16 protein-coding genes are annotated in these 21,470 nt (G+C 41.4%); 3 read left to right on the top strand and 13 right to left on the bottom strand.

The window, feature by feature from the left end; genetic code table 11:
* Positions 1–14 precede the first annotated feature (14 nt).
* The 12 genes from KGP16_RS09205 to galU (KGP16_RS09150) all read right to left on the bottom strand — a co-directional run bounded on the left by KGP16_RS09205 (position 15) and on the right by galU (KGP16_RS09150) (position 14,983).
* A complete protein-coding gene (locus KGP16_RS09205; protein ID WP_223501199.1) occupies positions 15–1,133 on the bottom strand; it encodes a DegT/DnrJ/EryC1/StrS aminotransferase family protein in 1,119 nt (372 codons plus the stop codon).
* Positions 1,134–1,276: 143 nt separating this feature from the next.
* Positions 1,277–2,701, bottom strand: coding sequence for an undecaprenyl-phosphate glucose phosphotransferase (locus KGP16_RS09200; protein ID WP_223501512.1), 1,425 nt, complete (start codon positions 2,699–2,701; stop codon positions 1,277–1,279).
* Positions 2,702–2,911: 210 nt separating this feature from the next.
* Positions 2,912–4,369, bottom strand: a complete 1,458-nt coding sequence (locus KGP16_RS09195; protein WP_223501198.1) for an oligosaccharide flippase family protein — start codon at positions 4,367–4,369, stop codon at positions 2,912–2,914.
* A 144-nt stretch (positions 4,370–4,513) separates the two neighbouring features.
* On the bottom strand, positions 4,514–5,836 hold the full coding sequence (locus KGP16_RS09190) for a hypothetical protein (RefSeq protein WP_223501197.1): 1,323 nt from the start codon (positions 5,834–5,836) through the stop codon (positions 4,514–4,516).
* A 265-nt stretch (positions 5,837–6,101) separates the two neighbouring features.
* The gene (locus tag KGP16_RS09185; protein WP_223501196.1) at positions 6,102–6,851 is read right to left on the bottom strand and encodes a WecB/TagA/CpsF family glycosyltransferase; all 750 of its coding nucleotides are present in this window, start codon (positions 6,849–6,851) and stop codon (positions 6,102–6,104) included.
* Positions 6,802–7,767 carry a glycosyltransferase family 2 protein gene (locus tag KGP16_RS09180; protein WP_223501195.1) on the bottom strand — a complete coding sequence of 322 codons (966 nt, stop codon included), beginning with the start codon at positions 7,765–7,767 and terminating at the stop codon, positions 6,802–6,804. The genes KGP16_RS09185 and KGP16_RS09180 overlap by 50 nt, the downstream gene beginning before the upstream one ends.
* Positions 7,764–8,924 (bottom strand): O-antigen ligase family protein, encoded by a 1,161-nt coding sequence (locus tag KGP16_RS09175; RefSeq protein ID WP_223501194.1) that lies wholly within the window; start codon positions 8,922–8,924, stop codon positions 7,764–7,766. The genes KGP16_RS09180 and KGP16_RS09175 overlap by 4 nt, the downstream gene beginning before the upstream one ends.
* A 113-nt stretch (positions 8,925–9,037) precedes the next feature.
* The gene (wzc, locus tag KGP16_RS09170) at positions 9,038–11,215 is read right to left on the bottom strand and encodes a tyrosine-protein kinase Wzc (protein ID WP_223501192.1); all 2,178 of its coding nucleotides are present in this window, start codon (positions 11,213–11,215) and stop codon (positions 9,038–9,040) included.
* 16 nt (positions 11,216–11,231) lie between these two features.
* A complete protein-coding gene (locus KGP16_RS09165) occupies positions 11,232–11,666 on the bottom strand; it encodes a protein tyrosine phosphatase (protein ID WP_223501191.1) in 435 nt (144 codons plus the stop codon).
* 23 nt (positions 11,667–11,689) lie between these two features.
* The gene (locus KGP16_RS09160; protein ID WP_223501190.1) at positions 11,690–12,826 is read right to left on the bottom strand and encodes a polysaccharide export protein; all 1,137 of its coding nucleotides are present in this window, start codon (positions 12,824–12,826) and stop codon (positions 11,690–11,692) included.
* A gap of 314 nt (positions 12,827–13,140) precedes the next feature.
* Entirely contained in the window at positions 13,141–14,037 is an 897-nt protein-coding gene (gene galU / locus KGP16_RS09155) for a UTP--glucose-1-phosphate uridylyltransferase GalU (protein WP_021805038.1), read from the bottom strand.
* 46 nt (positions 14,038–14,083) lie between these two features.
* Positions 14,084–14,983, bottom strand: a complete 900-nt coding sequence (gene galU, locus KGP16_RS09150) for a UTP--glucose-1-phosphate uridylyltransferase GalU (protein WP_021180603.1) — start codon at positions 14,981–14,983, stop codon at positions 14,084–14,086.
* A 667-nt stretch (positions 14,984–15,650) separates the two neighbouring features.
* Between galU (KGP16_RS09150) and KGP16_RS09145 the strand changes: the two genes are divergently transcribed.
* Positions 15,651–17,237 (top strand): TerC family protein, encoded by a 1,587-nt coding sequence (locus KGP16_RS09145; RefSeq protein ID WP_071680823.1) that lies wholly within the window; start codon positions 15,651–15,653, stop codon positions 17,235–17,237.
* A gap of 68 nt (positions 17,238–17,305) precedes the next feature.
* On the opposite strand, the gene dcuC is transcribed toward KGP16_RS09145, so the two are convergent.
* Positions 17,306–18,664 (bottom strand): anaerobic C4-dicarboxylate transporter DcuC, encoded by a 1,359-nt coding sequence (gene dcuC, locus KGP16_RS09140; RefSeq protein WP_094982915.1) that lies wholly within the window; start codon positions 18,662–18,664, stop codon positions 17,306–17,308.
* A gap of 566 nt (positions 18,665–19,230) precedes the next feature.
* Between dcuC and KGP16_RS09135 the strand changes: the two genes are divergently transcribed.
* Positions 19,231–20,298 carry a zinc-binding dehydrogenase gene (locus KGP16_RS09135; protein ID WP_024484881.1) on the top strand — a complete coding sequence of 356 codons (1,068 nt, stop codon included), beginning with the start codon at positions 19,231–19,233 and terminating at the stop codon, positions 20,296–20,298.
* A gap of 133 nt (positions 20,299–20,431) precedes the next feature.
* Entirely contained in the window at positions 20,432–21,349 is a 918-nt protein-coding gene (locus KGP16_RS09130) for an ABC transporter substrate-binding protein (RefSeq protein ID WP_021180599.1), read from the top strand.
* Positions 21,350–21,470: the final 121 nt, after the last annotated feature.

Here is a 21,470-nt window from a genome sequence, read left to right as displayed (position 1 = left end):
AATTGTCTCCAGCTTTATTTTTTACGATAGTTAATTATTAAGTTAGCAACTTTAGCAATATCATTGCTAGACAAACTGGCATGAAGAGGTAGACAAATAACATTATCGGAAATTTGCCTTGCGTTTGGTAGATTTGATGGATCTGAAGATGGTAATCCTCTATAGGTTGAAAAATCAGAAATCAAAGGATAAAAATATCTACGACCTAGTACATCATTATCTTTTAAATGATTATAAAGCTCATCTCTACTTCTTCCATATAGAGTTGAGTTGACAATAATAGGATAATAAGAATAATTATAGACCACATTGTCAGATAAAATTGGCAATTTTATACCATCAACATCACCTAATAAGGTCAAATACTCCTCGAAGGCAACTTTGCGTTGACTTATTGCTTGATCAACATAGTTTAGGGACAACAATCCAAAAGCAGCCTGAACTTCATTCATTTTGGCATTTATGCCAGGAGCAATCACAGTAACTTCATCTCTAAAACCAAAATTTTTTAAATCATCAATGTGCTGTTTCATTTTCCTATCTTTGCAAATAATTGCACCACCTTCAATCGTAGAATATGTTTTGGTAGCATGAAAGCTTAAAATAGATAAGTCTCCCCAGTTTAAAACAGACTCACCATCCGATTTAACTCCAAATGCATGCGCTGCATCATAAATGACTTTTAAATTATATTTCTCAGCAATGTCCATGATTTTTTTATTATCACATGGATTTCCATAGACATGTACCGGCATAATAGCTGTAGTCTTCGGTGTAATTGCAGCCTCGATCTTTTCCGGATCCAAGTTAAACGTAACTGGATCGATATCAACAAAAACTGGCTTTATTCCATTCCACCAAAGGGAATGAGTTGTAGCTACAAAACTGTACGGCGTGGTTATTACTTCTCCGCTAATTCTGAGAGCCTGTAGAGCAGTTATTAATGCTAATGTACCATTTGAAAATACGCTTATATATTCCGTATCTAAATATTCGGCTAATTTTTTTTCTAACTCTTGGTGATATGTGCCATTATTTGTTAGCCATTTTTTCTCCCAAATCTTCTCCAAGTAAGGAATAAACTCTTCCAGAGGAGGTAATAAAGGAGATGTGACAGTAATTTTATCGCTCATATAAACTCTATATTTCTATTAACAGTGGATTTATCTTGAACATCATTAAATTCAAGAGTCATGTATAGATTATCCGCACGGATCTTTATCCTTTAAACACTAAGAATAAAACGAAGTGCATTTATTTCGATATGGCTAGCAATCTAATAAGCTGATTTATTTATAAATCCTTTAAAAACAGTCAAGAAAATTATCTTTAAATCTAACCACAAACTCCAATTCCTTATATATTCAAGATCATATTGAATTCTTTTTTCCATTTTTTCGTTTGTATCTGTCTCACCACGCCAACCGTTTATTTGTGCCCAACCAGTAATCCCTGGCTTAACTTTGTGGCGCAACATATAGCCTTGGATGATTTTTCGATACTCTTCGTTATGAGCTATGGCATGTGGTCTAGGGCCAACTATTGACATATCACCAATAAGTGTATTAAAGAATTGAGGTAATTCATCCAGTGATGTCTTCCTTAAAAAACCTCCTATCACTGTAAACCTAGAATCATTCTTTGTCGCTTGCGTAACTTTAGCACCATCCTCCATGACAGTCATACTTCTAAACTTCCAGACTTGTATAGACTTTCCATCCATACCGTAGCGCTTTTGTTTGAATAAAATAGGTCCACTCGAAGTAAACTTTACGGCGCACCCTATAGAAAACAGCACAGGAGAAATAAAAATTAAAATGATTACTGATAATACGATATCTTCTAACCGTTTAATTATACGATTTAACCCAGTAAGGGGTGTATCGCACAATGAAAGAACAGGGATGCCATTCACTTCTTCACTACGATGTTTTAATATCTCCAATGAGAATAAATCTGGTACTAACATTACTGAGCAAGTTGTATCCGCAAGTTCATGCATTATTCTTTTTATTTCTTTTTCATTTTTCATTGGCAATGCAATATAAATTTTGTCAATATCCCCACTCTTGGCATCCATTACCATTTGGTCAATTGAACCAAGAAATGCAACATCTGCATCATATACCACATTATCCTGACTTGTTATAGTACTCTCTGAGCCACTATAAAAACCTTTAAGCAAAAGTCCGAGCCAAGGAGCTGAAGTGAGTGACTTAGCCAAATGAATGCCAGGTAAAGTTCTCCCGACTATAACGACATTTCTCGTATTGTATCCCATTGAACGAAGAGAATTGATGGTAAGTCGTATAAGATAGCGAGCAAGGCAACCAAATATCAGAACTAAAAAATACCAAAGAAGGAAAGATGAATCATCGATATTAAAGTATTCAAGCCCCCCTGTAAATAACATTATAATTACAGTAATAATGGCGCTTAAAGACCAGTTCTTGACAAACCCTAGCAACTCTTTAAATAAAGACATTCCTCGCCAAGAGCGATAAAAGTCAGAGACACCACCGATTAACTGAAATATAACAATTGCTAATAGTGCAATTATATTACTATGAATACTAAAGCTTTCATTATTTATGTAACACAGCGCTAGTATGCTAAAATATATTATTGATAAATCAGAAATCCTTTGCAAAAGTGAAATCACTGATGCATTAGCTTGTCTCGTATGATTTACAGTCGACATCATTTTATTCACTTAATTGATAAGCCTATCGGTTAACTGCTATGATAATTCAAAATTAGCGAAACAATAAAACAGGTAAGATAGCAGTGTAATTTAAATAACAAATAACACTATAAAATGCCTTTTATTCTATATCTATAATTCTACTTCTAAGAAGCATAATTAGCTCTCGATATTACATACCTTAACTACTATTAAAAGAATGCCTATTTACTTTTTTCTAACAGTGTTAATTATTTTACTCTTGACTAGGTTAATCAACAGAGGACTGAACAATGCTGTAATAAGCACTCCCTTGATCAATATTGATACGTATTTATTGATATAGACTTTACTTTCAAAACCCGTAATATAAGAGAGTATACATATAGATAGAAAAATAAAAAATATTACAGTATGTATTGTCAAATATTTTATTGAACTTTTTGAAAAACATTCTTTATACATTATATAGTAATTGATGTAAAAATTAATATAGAATGCAAGTACAATTAATATTGATAATGACACAAGGCTTTTTTGTACTATACCAATAAAGATCATCGTGACCATTATCCCCATGGAATACAGTCCCGTTTTGAATAGTACTTTGGCTTTCCCCATTCCTTGAAAAAAACTTCCACTTGTAGATAATACGACTTGCACAGGTATTGAAAGAGCTAATATTTTTATTATGCTTGCAACATCTGACCATGAGTCACCTAATATTATTTCTACTATCTCTTTAGAACAGATAAATATGCCTAGACCTAAAAAGGAACCAATTATGGCTAGTTGCCTAGAAAAAGCCTTATGGACACTTTCTATCACAGATAAATCTTTACTCCCTTGTATAACTGGTTGTATAGCAGGTGTCATCGCAAATGTTAATAACATTAATGGATATCGCATCAGTTGATAACTTCGGTCATATATACCAAGTGATGACATACCTAAATATCTACCGACAAGTATATTATCCAAGTTCCTTGAGAAGTAGTTCACAAAATTAAACAAGAACTGGTAAATAGCAAAATGATATATGATTTTTATTTGATAAATTTCCTTTCCAATCTTCGCTCTGCCGAAGAAAGTATCCTTAGATGAAATGTAATATGATAAAAATCTAAATGAAGCAGTAAGAAGACCTTTGATAGACAAACAAATCAGTGGGGGAAATATTGAGTACGCAAAAAAAATCAAAACCAAAATTAGCGTAACCATTTCACTAAGCACATCGCAAATACCGATTCTTATAAATTGCCTATCCTTTTGCATACTTGCCAATGGTAAAATGGATGCACAGAAAAATAAGATACTAAACGCAACATAAGGTACTGCCAGAGAAATTTCACTATCATTATAAAATGAAACTAATAAAGGAGTAGCCGAATAAAAAACAATGGAGAGAACACATCCTAGTAAAATTGTGAATGAAAAAATCCCATCTCTTTGTTCAATGGAAAGATTATTTTCATTAATAAGTGCTGGTCCAATTCCAGCTTCAGACAACAATTGAAAGAAAACATAAAAAACCTGAATAGATGCTACAATTCCAAATATTTCAGGAGGGAATAGACGTGAATATATTACAAGTGAAAGAACTTGAAAAATGTAATTTAAATAACGCCCTCCCATACTCCTTATGACAGAGTGATGAAGAGACTTAGTGACTTTACTTTCTGTCATTATCATTCCTTATCTACTACAACTTCTCGACAATATCACACCTGATGATATAGAAAGCCCGCACATGCTGTTTTAGTCTTTAATCTATTATTTAAGTGATAGCATTTTTATATTTATCTATTCTCTTAATTTAATAACTAGCAATTAATTTTTAATGGTACTGTTACTCATTCCAATGTTACCACTGATAGCAAATCTAGCGGGAATACTAATGTTATTCCAAGTATTTTTTGTGCAACCAGTTAAATCGCTTCCAGAGACAATTAGTTTTTGATTTTCAGAACTACCGAAAGTTGTTAGGCTATATGCTGGTGAGACGACGCCATCTCTATTGTCATTTTGCCCAATTGCTGTATAAACGCCATTAAGAATTAATTCTGCTTCTTTGCCTTCCATGTAAAAATGGCAAGACTCCTTTGACTCCCCTGCTTTCGAACCATTTCTTCTGAAAACAGCACCACTCACTATCCATGTAGACTCAATTGATTTAACACCGCAAAAAGCAGCTCTATCGCAGATGCCAGATGTAATTACATTGTTTTTCGCTCGGTATGCAAAGTAATTATTCCCGCGATTCCATTCATTTTTTATATTTATAAATACATTATCATTCGCGCCTTCTTGTAAGTTAACCCCATCATCATGATTATTATTAATAGTCCCACCTTGAATTTTAGAGTCAAGAATATTTTGCACACCTCTGAAATTTGAAGAAATCATACAACCATTTAAATCAACTCCAACGTATTTATTGTTTTCTCCAATCGCAATGCGAAAACCGTAAAAACCACAATAAAAAGCTCTAAATACCCCTATTAAAGATTTGTCGACAACCTGAAGCCCATCAATTTTATAAGAAGGCCCTCCATATTGAACTATTCCAAAGAACGTTACATTGGTGTCAAACTTAAAAATAGCCGTCCCGCCATCTGCTAGTACAATTCCGGCTCCAACACCAAGAATATCCTCTTTACTGTTAACGGTATAAGGAAGCGAAGAATTGCCAACTAACCAACAACCTTTGGGTAGTATGACGTTTTTTATTAGATAGTAACCTTTAACATTTGGGAAATAAACATGTGGGGATATGCGTAATGCCTCAATTAAAGCCTTAGAATGATCTAAACTTGGCCTCGAAGAATTAGCATCTGCAATTTCATAGTCAGACATAAAATCTTGGATACTCACTAATTCTTTATTTTCCCAACCAACACGATTAATATTGCAGTCCGTAATCTGTACATTATTGCTAAACCTTTCATTATTATCGACTACTTTATTTTCACCTTGTTCAAGTTCATTTCCTACTCCAGCATAAGTCTTATCCATAACAAACGGAGTAACGATAGTACTTAGTAGGATTTTTTTAAGCAGTACTCTTCGTTGGTGATAATATTTTTCGTTATTTAATCTACCTTGCAATACCTCAGTTACAAGACTTTGAATAACTTTTCTAAAATTTATCATGTTTTTTTTCCAACTGAGATTCATAAATTTCTAGATTGTATTGAGTATTTATCTTTTCTTAAGTGCTTTGCTTGTATTAATCTTGTTCGTTATTTGTGATTAGTATAGCATTCTTAATCTCAAAGATAACTTCTTTTTAAATACTCCTTTTTCTCTTGTAAGTAATTAACTCTTGTAGTTATTGAGCTCTTTAATTTAATATTATATAATATCTTTAGTTTTAAAGATCGTCAATATAAACACATCGGCATATAACTAATCTGTATTATTTAGGCGACTTTTTTGAAACATTTACAATACGAAATTTAAAGTAATCATAATAAAATGCAATAACTGACAAGGGATAATATAAAACATATCTTTTCAGTAATTTGGGTTCATCCCAAATTCTGTAGGCCCAGCGTAAATTTAGGTTGTTTATTAATTTTGGATAATAGTTAATACCTTTCTTGCATGTTTGATGAAGAAAACCTCCGCAAGTAAAGCCAATCCCCTGCCAACCTGCATTTTTTAATTCGACTATAAAGTTCTCTTGATGTGGTGTCCCCATACCAGCAATTACAAACGTGGGATTGATTTTTGTAATATAATCTATGTATGCTAACCGTTCCGTTTCACTTTGAAAAAAACCATGCCTTACATCAATAATATCTAGATTCACAAAGTTCTCACTTAATATATCTTTCACGCTCTTTGCAACACCTTCTTCGCTACCAATAAGAACCAATTTTTCATTGTGTTCACTCGCATAATTGAAAACAATTGGAGCTAAAGATGTCATGTCAAAACTAACTCTTGATGCTTTAATGTTTATAGAGCGCATCATTTTTTCAAAAATTATTCCATCACAAAATATTGCATCGATAGACTTAAATGAATCAATGTTTTTTCTAAAAACATAATAAGAATAACAATTTAAAAACGTATATACTTTATTCTTTTTAGTCAGATCTATGCATGTTTCTTCAGTGACCTTTTCTTTTATTATTTTTATGTTCTCTATATTCCATGACATAACACTTTAACCTTTTATAATTAATATAAAATAAATTTTGCAATGAGTATGGTATAACTAGAATAGCACAATATGTAAATAGTTTTCTTGCTGTACACACTTCTTTTTTTAATTTCATTGCAGCTTTTAAACTGTATTTTTTATTATTATTTCTTGCTGCCTTTAAAACCACAAAATTATAATAAAATTCATTTATAGCCGATGGTGACATTCTATCTTTATTTTCGACTAACCAATTATACGAATAATCAAAAGACTCCCCTTTTAAGTTTGGTCTATCTTTCGAATTCCAAAATATTGCCGTTCCAACTGTATCAACAAACTCTATCTTTAATCCACTGAATTCGAAAGACAAACATAAGTCGTAGTCTTGATGCCTTATATATCTTTCATTGAATCCGTTATCATCAAAAAAAGACCTTCTAACTGTTAAAGTCGAAGTTTGCATCAACTCTTTGGACGTAAATAGGTAATCACTGATATGCTCATCGTCTTTAATCGGTCTACTAGGAACTATTGACTCAAGTTTATTGTTAAAGTAAACAAGGGCTTTGTTATAGTACACATCAGATTCTGAGGATACTGCATTTGCTAGAGATATCAGTTTACCTGGCAAAAAAATATCATCGGAATCAAGGAAGCTGACCCATTTTGTTTTTGCCCGTCTAGCCCCCTGATTTCTTGTCACTGCTGCATTGCTTTTGAAACTGTTATTAATCATCATTATCTTTGCAGAGTTAAGTTTTTCTACAGCCGCAATGATTTCATCTATGTTATCACTATCATCATCAACAATAATTATTGAATCTAACAGTTCTTCACTAAGCTCTTGGTTAAGGACACTCTCTAAAGCTCTAACTAACTCTGTCACTCTTTTGAAATTTGGAATGACAACAGTAAATTTGCTATTATTCAATTAATTACTCCTTCTTCACTTCCCTCTTGCCTTTTTTTCCTAAAATCACTATCTATGCCAATGAACAAAATAAGTGACAAAGCCACATATACATTATTTAATGAGGAAACGGATAAGGCTGTTGCGAGTAAGATCAGAATCACACATATCTTATGTTTTGTTTTAAATTTATATAAATATATCCATATAGGGATAAGTAACATGAAAAAACCAATTATGCCATGATCATAAATTACTCTAAGCAGGAATGAATGCAATATCACTGAATAACACTCACCATTTCCTGCATAACTAAATAATGATTCGTAATAGGCTAGATCATTACATGCTCCTATTGATAGAGGAGTTATAGCCTCTGAGCCTATAAAGAAACGCCACCAAGGCCAGTCAGAAACTGAGTAGATAAACGCTAATAAAAATCTATATCTATCAATAGACTCCAGAGTTGAACCAGAGGTTAACCTCTCGCTAAAAATGAAAAACACTAAAGAGAGAACTATTGGAATTAAAACCATATATAGTATTTTTCGTATATCTAACTTTTTATCCATAGAAAACAAAATTGCTATGAACAGTGCCGAAAATGACGACCTTGATCCTGATATAAAGCAAACAATAAGTATAATCATTGTATCAACAATACCTAACTTTCCTCTTATTATATTCACTAGGTAATATGTCAATATTAACATTATCAATTCAAAATTATTTTCAATCAATAACGTTGGTCTTTCAATATTTAGTAGCAATTTATCTGCACTGTACTTAACCAAGAATAGTATAACTATAACTCTATAAAACTTAACAATATTCTCTTCAGAGAATATCTGTCGCTTATAAAAAAAACCAAGCAGTATAAGGTAATAATATGATTTATAAGCCTGAATAAAATCTATTATATTTTTTTGTGTTATCAGAAGTACAAAAAATAATGAATACAACAGATACAAAAGTGATAGTAATGAAAAAACAAACGCAGTTTTATTAATCCCATATTTAATAAAGGCAAGGAGTGCAGCCATGAAGAATATGATTTCAAGCAAACCAGTTTCGGATATTATTAAGAAACCCGAGAGATAAGTAGCTCCCAATATGCATAGCAATGTTATCGAGTATAATGAAAACCTCTCACATCGATTTTTAGTTTCTAAATACATGTTTTTTTATCTTCATAATTTGTCTGTTATTTATTTAATTTTATAATCTTATCGGCGAGAACAACCTAAATACTGAACTCGCCTTGAATGACTATTTATATCTTATAGTAAGCCTAATCTTTTGACTTGTATTCATAGTTATAATAGTCATAACCATAGTTGTAGTAATTAGCCGCCTTCCTCATAACAGCATTAAGAATCACGCCCTTAATTTCAATACCATTTTGTTCAAATCTTCTGAAGCTAACCTCCACCTCTTTAGGGCTATTCAACTCAAATCTAGCAACCATTAAGGATGTTCCAACATGCTTACCGATAATTGCTGCATCAGTAACTGCAAGAATTGGAGGAGTATCAACCAAGACTAAATCATAATTCTTTGATGCCCAGTCCAATGTAGCTGTAAATCTCGAATGCATCAATAGTTCTGAAGGATTTGGTGGGATTTGGCCCCGAGGAAGAAAATCGAATCCCTCATGTCTAGTTTTCTGAATTACCGATGATAAATCTAGTCTACCCGCAAGAACATCAGATAGCCCTATTTTGCCCTCTACGCCAAGTAACTCATGCGCGTAACCCTTTCGCATGTCACTATCAATAAATAAAACCTTTTGTCCACTTTGGGCAATTACTGCTGCCAAGTTAGCGCTAATGAACGTTTTCCCTATCCCAGGACTGGCACCTGAAATCATTAGAATATTATTCTTTGATTCCATCATTGCAAAGTGCAAACTCGTACGTAAACTTCGTATTGCTTCTATGGCTAGATCCGCTGGATTACCAAATGCTAATAGTGAGTTAGAGTCTGTATTAATCTTCCTTCCTTTATGCTTGCTGACAAACTCCAAATCTCTCTTTCTCTGCCATTCGGATAATGGAACACTTGCATAAACATTAATACCCAAAGATTCTAACTGTTCAGGACTTTCAATTCCTCTATGTAAGAAAGAGCGTGTAAGTATATAACCTATAGACAAGACTCCACCGAAGATAACACTAAGGATAAGAATAATTATTTTTTTCGGTTGAACTGGAGTAGGTTGAGTTATTGCATGGTCAATTATTCTTACATTACCTACAGTACTAGCCTTCGAAATACTTAACTCTTGCTCTTTATTCAACAACTGCATGTATACTTCTTGCCCTGACTGAACATCACGGCTAAGGCGTAGTATTTCCTGTTGTGTTTTAGGCATTGAGCTAACACGTTTATTTAGTTTTTCACGTTGATCTTCTAAGGTCTGCCTTTTTTCTAAAAGAGCCCGATAAGATGGGTGTTCCTTTGTATATAGCTTTGAGATTTCGGCTTCTTTAAATGTCAGCTCATTTAATTGAGTATCGACTGATACTATAGAATCTAAAACAGACTTTGCTTCTAAAGATAGATCAACAGAGTCGTTCTGTTGTCTATATTTATTTAACGTATTCTCTGCAGAATCAAGTGCGTTTCTAACTTTGGGAAGCTGTTCTCGCAAGAAATCAAGACTACGAGCATCTTCTTCAGATTTTCTTTCAACATTCTGTTCTAGATAGTTTTTAGTAATTCTATCCAATATCTTTTGTATTTTGATAGGGTTTTCGCCAGTTAATGTTAATCCTAGCACCCCTGTATTTTTTCCCTTATCTGCAACATCAAATTGCTTTAGCAATAAATTGATTGCTTCTAACTCTGTATTTTTACTGATATCAAATACAGTTCCTGGCTTTGCATCAATATCGCTGACCAAAATAGAAAAACCATTTTTGCTGAGTATACTTCCAACTTTGCCTTCAGCAAAATTACTACCATCCCTGGTTATTGTATATTCATTATTCTCACCTACGTTTAAACTCAACGTAGGATCTGCTGCCCAAGACTCCGGCAATTCCAGCCTCGACACAACAATCCTAGCTTGATCTCGTTTCATTAACCGAGCCAGCCCTTTCCCAATAATTGGAAAGTGTCGTTCTTCTATTACTGTCCGTAAATTTAAGTCATCAACTGTTTTACTTAAAATCATTCTTGACTTTAGCAGTTCAATTTCAGGCGCTGATTCTGGCTGCCCACTTGGAAGCATCTGATTAATATTATTCAGTAATGAATTACCAACACTTTGTTCAACTTGGACCATGGCATCTGCACGGTAAACTGGCGATGCAAAAAGACTGTACAGAATACCAATTGTTAAGAATGTTGCGGTAACACCAATAATTAGCCATTTATTATCAACCAATTCACCAATTAGGCGTCTTACGTCAATTTCATCAGATTTTTCATTTCTAATATTATTTGCTTTATTTTTTTCTAACATTTGAAGTCCTGGCTAGCTATCTGCTTAGTGCTTTAGCCCATTTTTGGGCTGATTCATCAAGAAGTTGGTACACAAACTCAAAAGATTCTCGACTTTGGCGATATGGATCTGCAATTTCTCGTTGGTTCAGCCAATGACCAAAAAGCATAGTTTTACCCCGAACCTCTGGAGCTAATCTGCATACGCCATCGATATGACCTTTCTCCATAACTAGTATTAAGTCATATTCTCGACACATCTTGCCAGTGAGTTGTTTTCCCTGATGCCCTTCAAGAGAGAGTGAGTGGTTTTTAGCAACATCAGTTGCTGTCGCATCTGCCGGTTTACCAACCAAAGCGCCTAGTCCAGCGGAAGATATTTTTTTATCTGGCAATACCTGTTTTAGCAAACGCTCCCCCGTGGGGGAACGGCAAATATTACCTACACAAACCACTAGAATAGAATTAAACATATTGCCATCCTACATAATCACTACTATGGCCAGTTACGTACACGCAATGCACCTTCGCTTAAGTTGTTAAACCCACTTATTGTAGGCACTAACTGCATAATCAAACGGTTCCAACGCGCAACAGGCGCTGTAGTAACATAAACTATATCATACGGCTGTAATTGGAATTCTGTACCCATTACCAAAGCCGTCGCGTCAGAGGCATTTAGCTGATAAATGCTGGCAAGCTTGCTGCCTTCAGTACCCCGTAGTGGGCGGATAACAAAAATCCCAGTTGCATCCGATACCGTCTGGTCCATGCCTTGAGCATTGCCTAAGGCTTCGGTCAGCGTCATGCCACTGCGATCCATCTTCAGCGTAGTTTGCTGTTTGACTTCACCCATAACGAAAACTTTCAGGTCGTCATTACGCGGAACATAAAGAATATCACCAGGATAAAGAAGATGGTTCTGCATCAGGTCGCCCTTCTGCATTAGTGCCTGAAGCGATATACGCTGCTCTTTGCCATTGTGTGTTAACACCACGTTTCGCCAGTCAGCATTTTCTGCAAGCCCACCTGCTGCATTGATGGCATCCATTACGGTTAACGGCACGTTGGTAATCGGTTGTTGGCCTGATTTTGCCACCTCACCTGTTACATACGCTTTTTGCGAACGGAATGCCGCAATGCTCACATCAACCTGTGGGCTTTCAATATATTGCGCCAACCGACTGGCAATATCGTTACGCACCTGGCTAGCAGTTTTCCCTACAACCTTCACCTTTCCAATGTAAGGATAGAAGATAGTTCCGTCGGCATTCACCCAGTTGCCAGTATCGCTAGCACTGCGGTATTGGCCTGCCGGAGTAGTCAGCTCTGGGTGATCCCAAACGGTCACCATCAGCACATCGCCGACACCGATACGGTACTCATAGCTCTGCAGGTCACGTTCCAAGGCAGGGTTGGTTTGCGCAGAGACCGGCTTTGGTCGCATTTTATCAACCAGGCTCGGCGTCATCGGGTAGATATTGACCAGTTCGTTCAGATTAAAATCGCTGTCTTCTTGCTTAACAACGTTTTTACCGCTGGTAGAGAGGTGGGTACCAGGGACCACGGTACAACCGCTGATCACACTGATTGATACCAGGAGCGGTATCAGCTTCCATTGTTTCTTTGCCATCGAATTTTCATCACTTTCAAAGTAAGTAAACTTGCAACGCTAAACACCTGGCCAACCATGGCCGCTTGGGGTGGTGCTTAGCAAAATTTTTTGTTTGCGCTATGTACGGCAGTCCTGCGATACATGCATGAAAGCACTCATTGAGCAAACGTTGAGCCTGGGTTTGCTAAGATGCCTCTCAGACTCGTAGTGAGTGGCGCATGCACCAGGAGTGTTTTCATGTGCGAACGGTCTCGGACAAGTCAAAAGGCCCGCCGAGATTTCCGCAGGCCTCTAACTATAAAGATTTTTCCGCTCTTTTTCAGTACAAATTACTACAGTTTTAGCTGCTCGGCCCATTCGCGGAAGGCTTCGCCCTGCGTGGGGTGGCGTAAGCCATAGGTCACAAAGGCTTGGAGATAGCCTAGTTTTTCACCACAGTTAAACGATTCCCCTACCAGTTCCATCGCTTCTACCGTCTGTTGTTTCATCAGGTCAGCAATCGCATCGGTCAGTTGAATTCGGCCCCAGGCGCCTGGCTGCGTTTTTTCCAAAATCGGCCAGATGTCGGCAGAGAGCACATAACGGCCAACAGCAGAATAATTGGATTTCAGTTTCACTTCACGGCTTGGCTTCTCAATGATCGACGTCATGCGTGAGCTCTCCCCTGGTTGCAGGGTAGTGGTCTCACATTCTGCCACCGAGTAGTCATACAGCACGTTTTCATCCGCAGGCTGCACCAGTACCTGGCTCAGCCCATTCTCTTCGAAGCGGGCAATCATATGCGCCAGGTTGTCTTTGTGCATATCCGCCTTGGCGTCATCCAGCAGCACGTCCGGCAGCACTACCACGAAAGGTGAATCACCTACCAGTGGTTTGGCACACAGTACCGCATGCCCCAATCCTTTCGGCTGCCCTTGGCGGATGTGCATCAGGGTTACGCCCTTCGGCGTGATGGATTTAACTTCATCCAGCAGCTGACGCTTCACGCGCGCTTCAAGCATCGCCTCAAGCTCATAAGACGTATCGAAATGGTTTTCGATCGCGTTCTTGGAGGAGTGGGTAACCAGAATGATTTCCTTGATCCCGGCAGCCACGCATTCGTTGACGATATATTGGATCAACGGCTTATCAACGATCGGCAACATCTCTTTCGGGATCGCCTTGGTCGCAGGCAACATGCGCATACCCAGACCAGCAACAGGAATGACGGCTTTCAACTTCATCGACATGGTGTTCCTCATAAAATCTCGTGGTCGTGCTAACCGGCTCAGGCAATTACTTGCTGTTCAGGGTCTGTTTCATCCACTGGGTGAAGTTTTCGCCTTCGGAAGGGTGGCGCAGGGCATACTGGACAAACGCCTTCATATAGCCCAGTTTGTCACCACAATCGTGGGATTTACCGCTCATATGGAAAGCTTCTACCGTTTCCTGCTCCATCAACATGGCAATAGCGTCGGTCAGTTGGATTTCATCACCAGCACCCGGGGGAGTTTTCTCTAACAATGGCCAGATATCGGCAGAGAGAACATAGCGCCCTACTACGGCCAGGTTAGAAGGTGCATCTTCCCGTGCAGGCTTCTCTACCACCGCGGTCATTGGCGTACTTGCACCAGCGGCTAACGCCACGCCGCCACAATCGACCACACCGTATTTGGAAACGTCCTCTTCCGGTACTGGCTCAACCATAATCTGGCTAAAGCCGGTTTGCTCAAAACGCTGGATCATTTTGGCCAGGTTTTCTTTCTGCAGATCGGCAGTAGAGTCATCCAATAACACGTCTGGCAACAGCACCACAAATGGGTTATCCCCAATCATTGGTTGAGCACATAACACCGCGTGACCCAGCCCTTTGGCTTGCCCTTGACGTACCTGCATCACCGTTACATCTGGCGGGCAGATACTTTGAACTTCGGCAAGCAGTTGGCGTTTTACCCGAGCTTCCAACGTCGCTTCCAGCTCAAAGGAAGTATCAAAGTGGTTTTCGATCGCGTTTTTCGATGAGTGCGTAACCAGTACGATATCCTTGATACCCGCCGCAACGCATTCACTCACGATGTACTGAATCAATGGCTTATCGACCACAGGCAGCATTTCTTTAGGGATCGCCTTGGTTGCGGGCAGCATACGGGTGCCCAAACCTGCTACTGGGATAACGGCCTTCAATCTTTTTTGCATAAATTTCTTCCACCGACAAATAACAAGTAAGTGTAACAGAGCCAGGAAAAGTGGTAGAGCCTTACGTCCAAATGAATTTTTAACTATAAAAATCAATTAATTAAAATATTAAAGTGACGTTTTAGGCACGCTACCGCCCTTGGCTTGCAGCTACCAATGCACTGTAGACAATGTTTGAACTGACGAGCGTGCAGCCGACTCCACGCTCGTAGATGAACCTGAGGTTCTGTTCAGAATTTAATGAGAGGCAAGTCGCAGAATAGGGAAAAGGCTATGCCTTCCTGGCCAAGTGGTCAGTCTTGCTATCATTTATAGGATGCTAAGATTCTTATACTATTGACCCGGTGAAACAAGTCTTAGTGGCTGCATTAAGACCTTTTCAGAATAAGACTACTAAGGATACTCGATTTTTAAGATTTTACTCGTTTAACTACTTTATAACAAATTGATTATAATGCTTATTATCTAAGCGCGGAATTTATAAACAGCCATTTATTCTATGTTTTCTGGTGCTTACCCCTAAAGACCAGATCCTGACACTGTCTAATTATTCTACTAACATAGATTACCCGCACCCAGTGCGGATTTAATGTTGAAATCCCCTCCCTCAGCGTCCATCATTCTCAAAGCGGCATAAGCCGTCGAACTAAAAGGTGAAATTAGGCGTATGGAATGGATCGCAGATCCAACAATTTGGGCCGGCTTGGCCACCCTGGTTGTACTGGAAATCGTACTGGGCATTGACAACCTGATCTTTATCGCCATTTTGGCGGAAAAATTACCTAAGAAACAACGTGATAAAGCCCGCATTGTCGGTCTTTTACTGGCGCTCGTGATGCGCCTGTTGCTGCTGGCCTCGATATCCTGGCTAGCCACCCTGACCAAACCGCTGTTTGTGGCCATGGGACACGCTTTCAGTGGCCGCGACCTGATAATGCTGGTCGGGGGTATCTTCCTGCTGTTTAAAGCTACTATGGAGCTGAACGAGCGGCTGGAGGGTAAAGACGAGGAACACCATGGGACACGCAAAGGTGCGCGTTTCTGGCCAGTGGTCGCGCAGATTGTGGTACTGGATGCCGTCTTCTCGCTGGATTCGGTGATCACCGCAGTCGGGATGGTCGATCATCTGGCCGTGATGATGATCGCGGTGTGTATCGCCATTGGGTTGATGTTGCTGGCCAGCAAACCGCTCACGCGCTTTGTGAATGCTCATCCCACCATTGTTATTCTGTGTCTCAGCTTCTTGCTGATGATTGGTTTCAGCCTGGTGGCCGAAGGCTTTGGCTATGCCATTCCGAAGGGCTATCTCTACGCAGCGATCGGTTTCTCGGTGATGATCGAAGCCTTGAACCAGTTTGCCCAGTTTAACCGCCGCCGTTTCCTTTCCAAGGTGCGGCCTTTGCGTGAGCGTACCGCAGAAGCCGTATTGCGCATGTTAAGCGGCAAGCACGAAGAGGCCGAGATCGACAGCCATTCGGCACATCTGCTGGCAGACAGCTATAACGAGAATGGTGAAATCTTCAACCAGCAGGAACGCCATATGATCGAGCGGGTGCTGGGCATGGCACAGCGTACCGTCAGCAGTATCATGACTTCGCGGCACGATGTGGAATACCTTGGGCTTAACGGCCCGCTGGATAAATTGACGCAGCTGTTGGAGAAAAACCAGCATACGCGCATCGTGGTAACCGAAAATAGCGCCAGCGATGAGCCATTAGGGGTGATCCACACCATTGATGTGCTGAAACAGCAGTTGCAGCAATCACCGCTGGATCTGCGGGCCTTGGTGCGCCAGCCACTGATCTTCCCGGAGCAGTTAACGCTGCTGTCTGCGTTGGAGCAGTTCCGCCAGGCCAAAACCCACTTTGCGTTTGTGGTGGATGAGTTTGGTTCGGTCGAAGGGGTGGTGACGTTAACCGACGTGATGGAAACCATCGCCGGTAATCTGCCAGAGGCCGATGAAGAGGTGGATGCACGCCATGATATCCAGCAAACCAGCGAAGGTTGCTGGATTGCCAATGGCCATATGCCGCTGGAAGATCTGGTGCTGTATGTGCCACTGCCGATAGAAGAAAAGCGGGAATATCATACCTTGGCAGGCTTGCTGATGGAGCATTGCCAGCGCATTCCACGCGAAGGTGAGCAACTGAAGATTGGCGACTATCTGTTTGAACCGTTGGAAATCAGTAGCCACCGCATCGTGAAGGTGAAGATCACGCCGTTAGTGACACCTAACGAAGAGGACGAAGAGTAAATCTTTACTGGGCACCCACTTGAGGTGCCCAGCATTGATGTCAAACGGGCACAGCATGCCTACATAGCTTACAGGTGCACTGGCACCAGCAACTCCGTCGCCACAATCACCACCACCAGCCCGACAATCACCGGTACCGAGGTACGTTTCACTACTTCGAACGGTGAGATTTTTGCCATACCAGAAACCGCTACCACTACGCCAGAAACCGGCGAGAGCGTACGGCCCAGGTTGGAAGCTTGCAGCATCGGGATCACCAGGTAAGCCGGGTTAACCCCCATCTGTGCCGCCAGTTTCGGGATCAGCTCAACAAACGCATAGAACGGCGCATTACCAGAGCCGGTCGTCATCGCCGCCAGCATGGTGATCACCACCAGCACCAACATCATGATGATACCGCCGGTACCAAACGACTGTGCCAGGCTGATCAAGCCGCTGATGAAGCCAACGGTGCTCAAGCCTTGGGCAAACACCCCAGCTGCCACCAACAGCATCACCACGCTGGCAAACGCATCGGCCATGCCACGGTAAGCCACTTCTAAACCGGCGAACACCGTTTTGGCGTTGAAGCTACGGATAAACTCGATCACCGCAGCCATGAACATACAAATCACCAATACGGTAATGATGTGCAGCTCCGGCCCCCATTTACCATCAAAGACCAGTACCCCCAGGATCGGGGTAAACGGCAAGATGGCGTAAAAACCGGGCGCATTGGTAGTGATTTCACTCACGTCCATGATGTGGTGCTGTTCGTTGGCTTTACGGTCGAGATAGCGTTGCCAGAAGAAGTGGGCAATCGCCATACAGATAATGGCAGCGATAGAGATCGGCAGCGTGGTTTTGAAGGCGAAATCCACCAGCGGCATTTCGGCCGCCTTGGCGGCCAGCACCACATCACCCGAAGTAGGCGAAAGGATAATGGCTGCAGGAGAAGCACAGATAGCTGCCGCCGCACCGCGGCTGATCCCCACGTTAACCATCAGCGGGAACAGCGTTGCCATCAATAGCACGCCAAGCCCTGTCGCCGAAGAGACGGCCAGTGACATCAGGCAGGCAACAAAGTAGGCCGCAATCATCAGTAAATAGGGGGAATTGATCATCTGCAATGGACGGGACGCCAGCTTGACCACCACGTCATTGGCGCCAATGTGCGTCATGTAAGCGGCGAAGCCACACAGCATCATGATCATCATGCCGAGATCGCCACCGCGGCTCATCAGCAGGATTTTGACATATTCGAAAATATCGGTGGCGCGCCACCCGGTCGACGTCGCACTCGCGGGCAGCAGATTTTTGCCCATAAAGGCACTCACCGCCAGCAGCACCAGGCCGCCAACCATTAACACCCCAGTGGCAGAATAGCCCTTGATGATGTAACGGCCAACGAACACCGCTACCAAGGCTCCAATCAGAAGTTCCATTATTATTCCTCGATTTAATTATTTTACTTCAGCTCATCGCCCGATAGCAGCCGATTGACGCCACACTCTGCCGAAAAGCACTACAAGATATTATGACATTCATCAATGTTACAGGGGGAAACTATCAACAAATCGTGAAATTCCCAGCCAGGTCGCTTTGGCGATAACCTTCCACCGGGCGGGTAGATGTCGGAAGCCGCAGCCAGACAGCCCAGAGCAAGCAAACTGACCATCAAACAGGAAAATAATTGATTTAATTTCAATAAATTAAATGGCTCATCTCTCCCCTATCTTACATACAGCCGACATAACATTGTGATCATGATCTGAATTTGTAGAATCTTTACGTCAGATGTTAACGATGTGTGAGTTTGATCAAACAAATGTTTTCTCCAGTTTGGTTATATGATCGCCAATGTTCACGTTGTCATTTTCAGTAAAGAGTTTAAATTTATTATCAACATCATGAAAAATATAACTTAAATAAATATTAACCTTTTTATTTCTCTAAAAATGACAACGTCAACATTGGTTTCGTATCGCTATCTAGCATGATAATGGAGAGGAAAATGAGTCAGTTACCCGAAAAGATGAGCGCGGTGGTTTGCCATGGCCCGCAGGATTACCGGTTTGAACAAGTCCCTACCCCGCTACCTAAAGCCAAGGAGTTGGTGATCAAGGTCGAAGGCTGCGGGATCTGCGCCGGCGATTGTAAATGTAAAAACGGTGCCCAGATGTTTTGGGGTGAAAACCCTTGGGTAAAACCGCCGGTCGTGCCCGGCCACGAATTTTACGGCCGTATTGTTGCCATGGGAGAAGGCACAGAGCAGAAGTACAAGATCGGCGAACGCGTCATTGCCGAGCAGATCGTGCCTTGCTGGGAGTGCCGTTACTGTAAGTCCGGCAGCTATTGGATGTGTGAGACGCACAATATCTACGGCTTCCAAAAGGACGTGGCCGAGGGGGGAATGTCGGAATACATGCGTTTTTCCGCCAATGCCATCGTGCACAAGATCCCGGAAAGCCTCAGCCATGAAGATGCCGTGCTGATCGAGCCAATGGCCTGTGCCATCCACACCGTTGCCCGTGGGGATATCCAGTTAGACGACGTGGTAGTGCTGGCCGGTGCCGGGCCGTTGGGGCTTTGTATGGTACAGGTTGCCAAGCTGAAGACGCCGAAAAAGCTGATCGTGATTGACGCCATCGACGAACGCTTGGAGCTGGCAAAAGCCTTCGGTGCCGACGTGGTCATCAACCCGCTCAAGGAAGATGCCGATAAAATCGTCAAGGCGTTAACCGACGGCTACGGCTGTGATGTTTACATCGAAGCAACCGGCGCACCGATTGGGGTTACCCAAGGATTGCAGATGATCCGTAAGCTTGGCCGCTTTGTCGAGTTCAGCGTGTTTGGTAAGGAAACCACCGTAGACTGGTCAATCATCGGCGATCGCAAAGAGTTGGATATTCGCGGGGCGCACCTGGCACCTTACAGCTATGAAATTGCCATCGATCTTTTTGAACGGGGTCTGGTGACCTCCAAAGGCGTGGTGACCCACAGTTATTCATTAAAAGAATGGGATCAGGCATTCGCCTTGGCCGATTCAACGGATTCCATCAAGGTTATTTTAGTCCCTTAATATTGAGTGATTAGTTTTAAGCAAACAATGATAACGCCCTTTGATGGCGAGGCCGACTTCTGGCCGATAACGACCTAATTATTATAAATAACACTGAAAGAAAAATACCGCCCCTACAACAGGAGAATAAACTATGTTTTCATTATTCAAGAAAACCTTACCCGTGATGCTCGCCGGCGGCATGCTGCTGGCCAGCCAATCGGCATTAGCTAAACAGATCACCATTGGCGTTTCATTCCAGGAAATGAATAACGACTATTTTGTCTCCATGAAACAGGCATTAGAGCAGGCCGCCGGTGATATTGGCGCCAAGCTGTATATTGCGGATGCCCATCATGACGTCTCAAAGCAGATAAATGATGTGGAAGATATGCTGCAAAAGAAAGTCGATATTTTACTGATTAACCCGACAGATTCGGTTGGCGTGCAGTCGGCGGTGATCTCGGCCCACAAGGCCGGGGCGGTGGTCGTGGCGATCGATGCCCAGGCCGAAGGCCCGTTGGATTCCTTTGTCGGTTCGGAAAACTATGATGCCGGTTTCCAGGCGGGTGAATACCTGGCCAAATCCCTGGGCAACAAAGGCAAAGTGGCGATCCTGGACGGTATCCCGGTGGTGCCGATCCTGGAACGCGTCCGTGGTTTTGAAGACGCCATTAAAAAGCACCCGGAAATGAAGATTGTCACCAAGCAGAATGGTAAACAAGAGCGTGATACCGCACTGACCGTGACCGAAAACATGCTGCAATCTACTCCCGACCTGGCCGGTATCTTTAGCGTCAACGACGTAGGTGCCCTGGGCGCATTGGCAGCCATTGAGAGTAACGGTGCCAAGGTCAAGCTAGTCAGCGTCGATGGTCAGCCTGAAGCGATTAAGGAGATCCTGAAACCAAACTCACCGTTTATCGCCACCTCCGCCCAGTTCCCACGCGACCAGGCACGTATTGCCTTGGGGATTGCTCTGGCCCGCTACTGGGGTGCCAACGTACCAAGCACCATTCCGGTGAAAGTGAAGCTGATCGACAGCAGCAACGCCAAAGGCTTCAGCTGGTAAACGCCCGGCCTCGAGTTTGATGACCACGCGGCAATGCTGCTGAATGTGTAGTTTGCCTCAAACCAACGCATTGATTATCAAAGCGGGCGCAGAAGACGGCGCCCCTACAACACAACGAGCC

Origin of the sequence: Serratia sp. JSRIV006, from assembly GCF_019968685.1 — a bacterium.
In the GTDB taxonomy this organism is placed as follows: domain Bacteria; phylum Pseudomonadota; class Gammaproteobacteria; order Enterobacterales; family Enterobacteriaceae; genus Chania; species Chania fonticola_B.
Note: the sequence above shows the minus strand (reverse complement) of the source record. Positions and strands in the feature narration are given on the sequence as shown.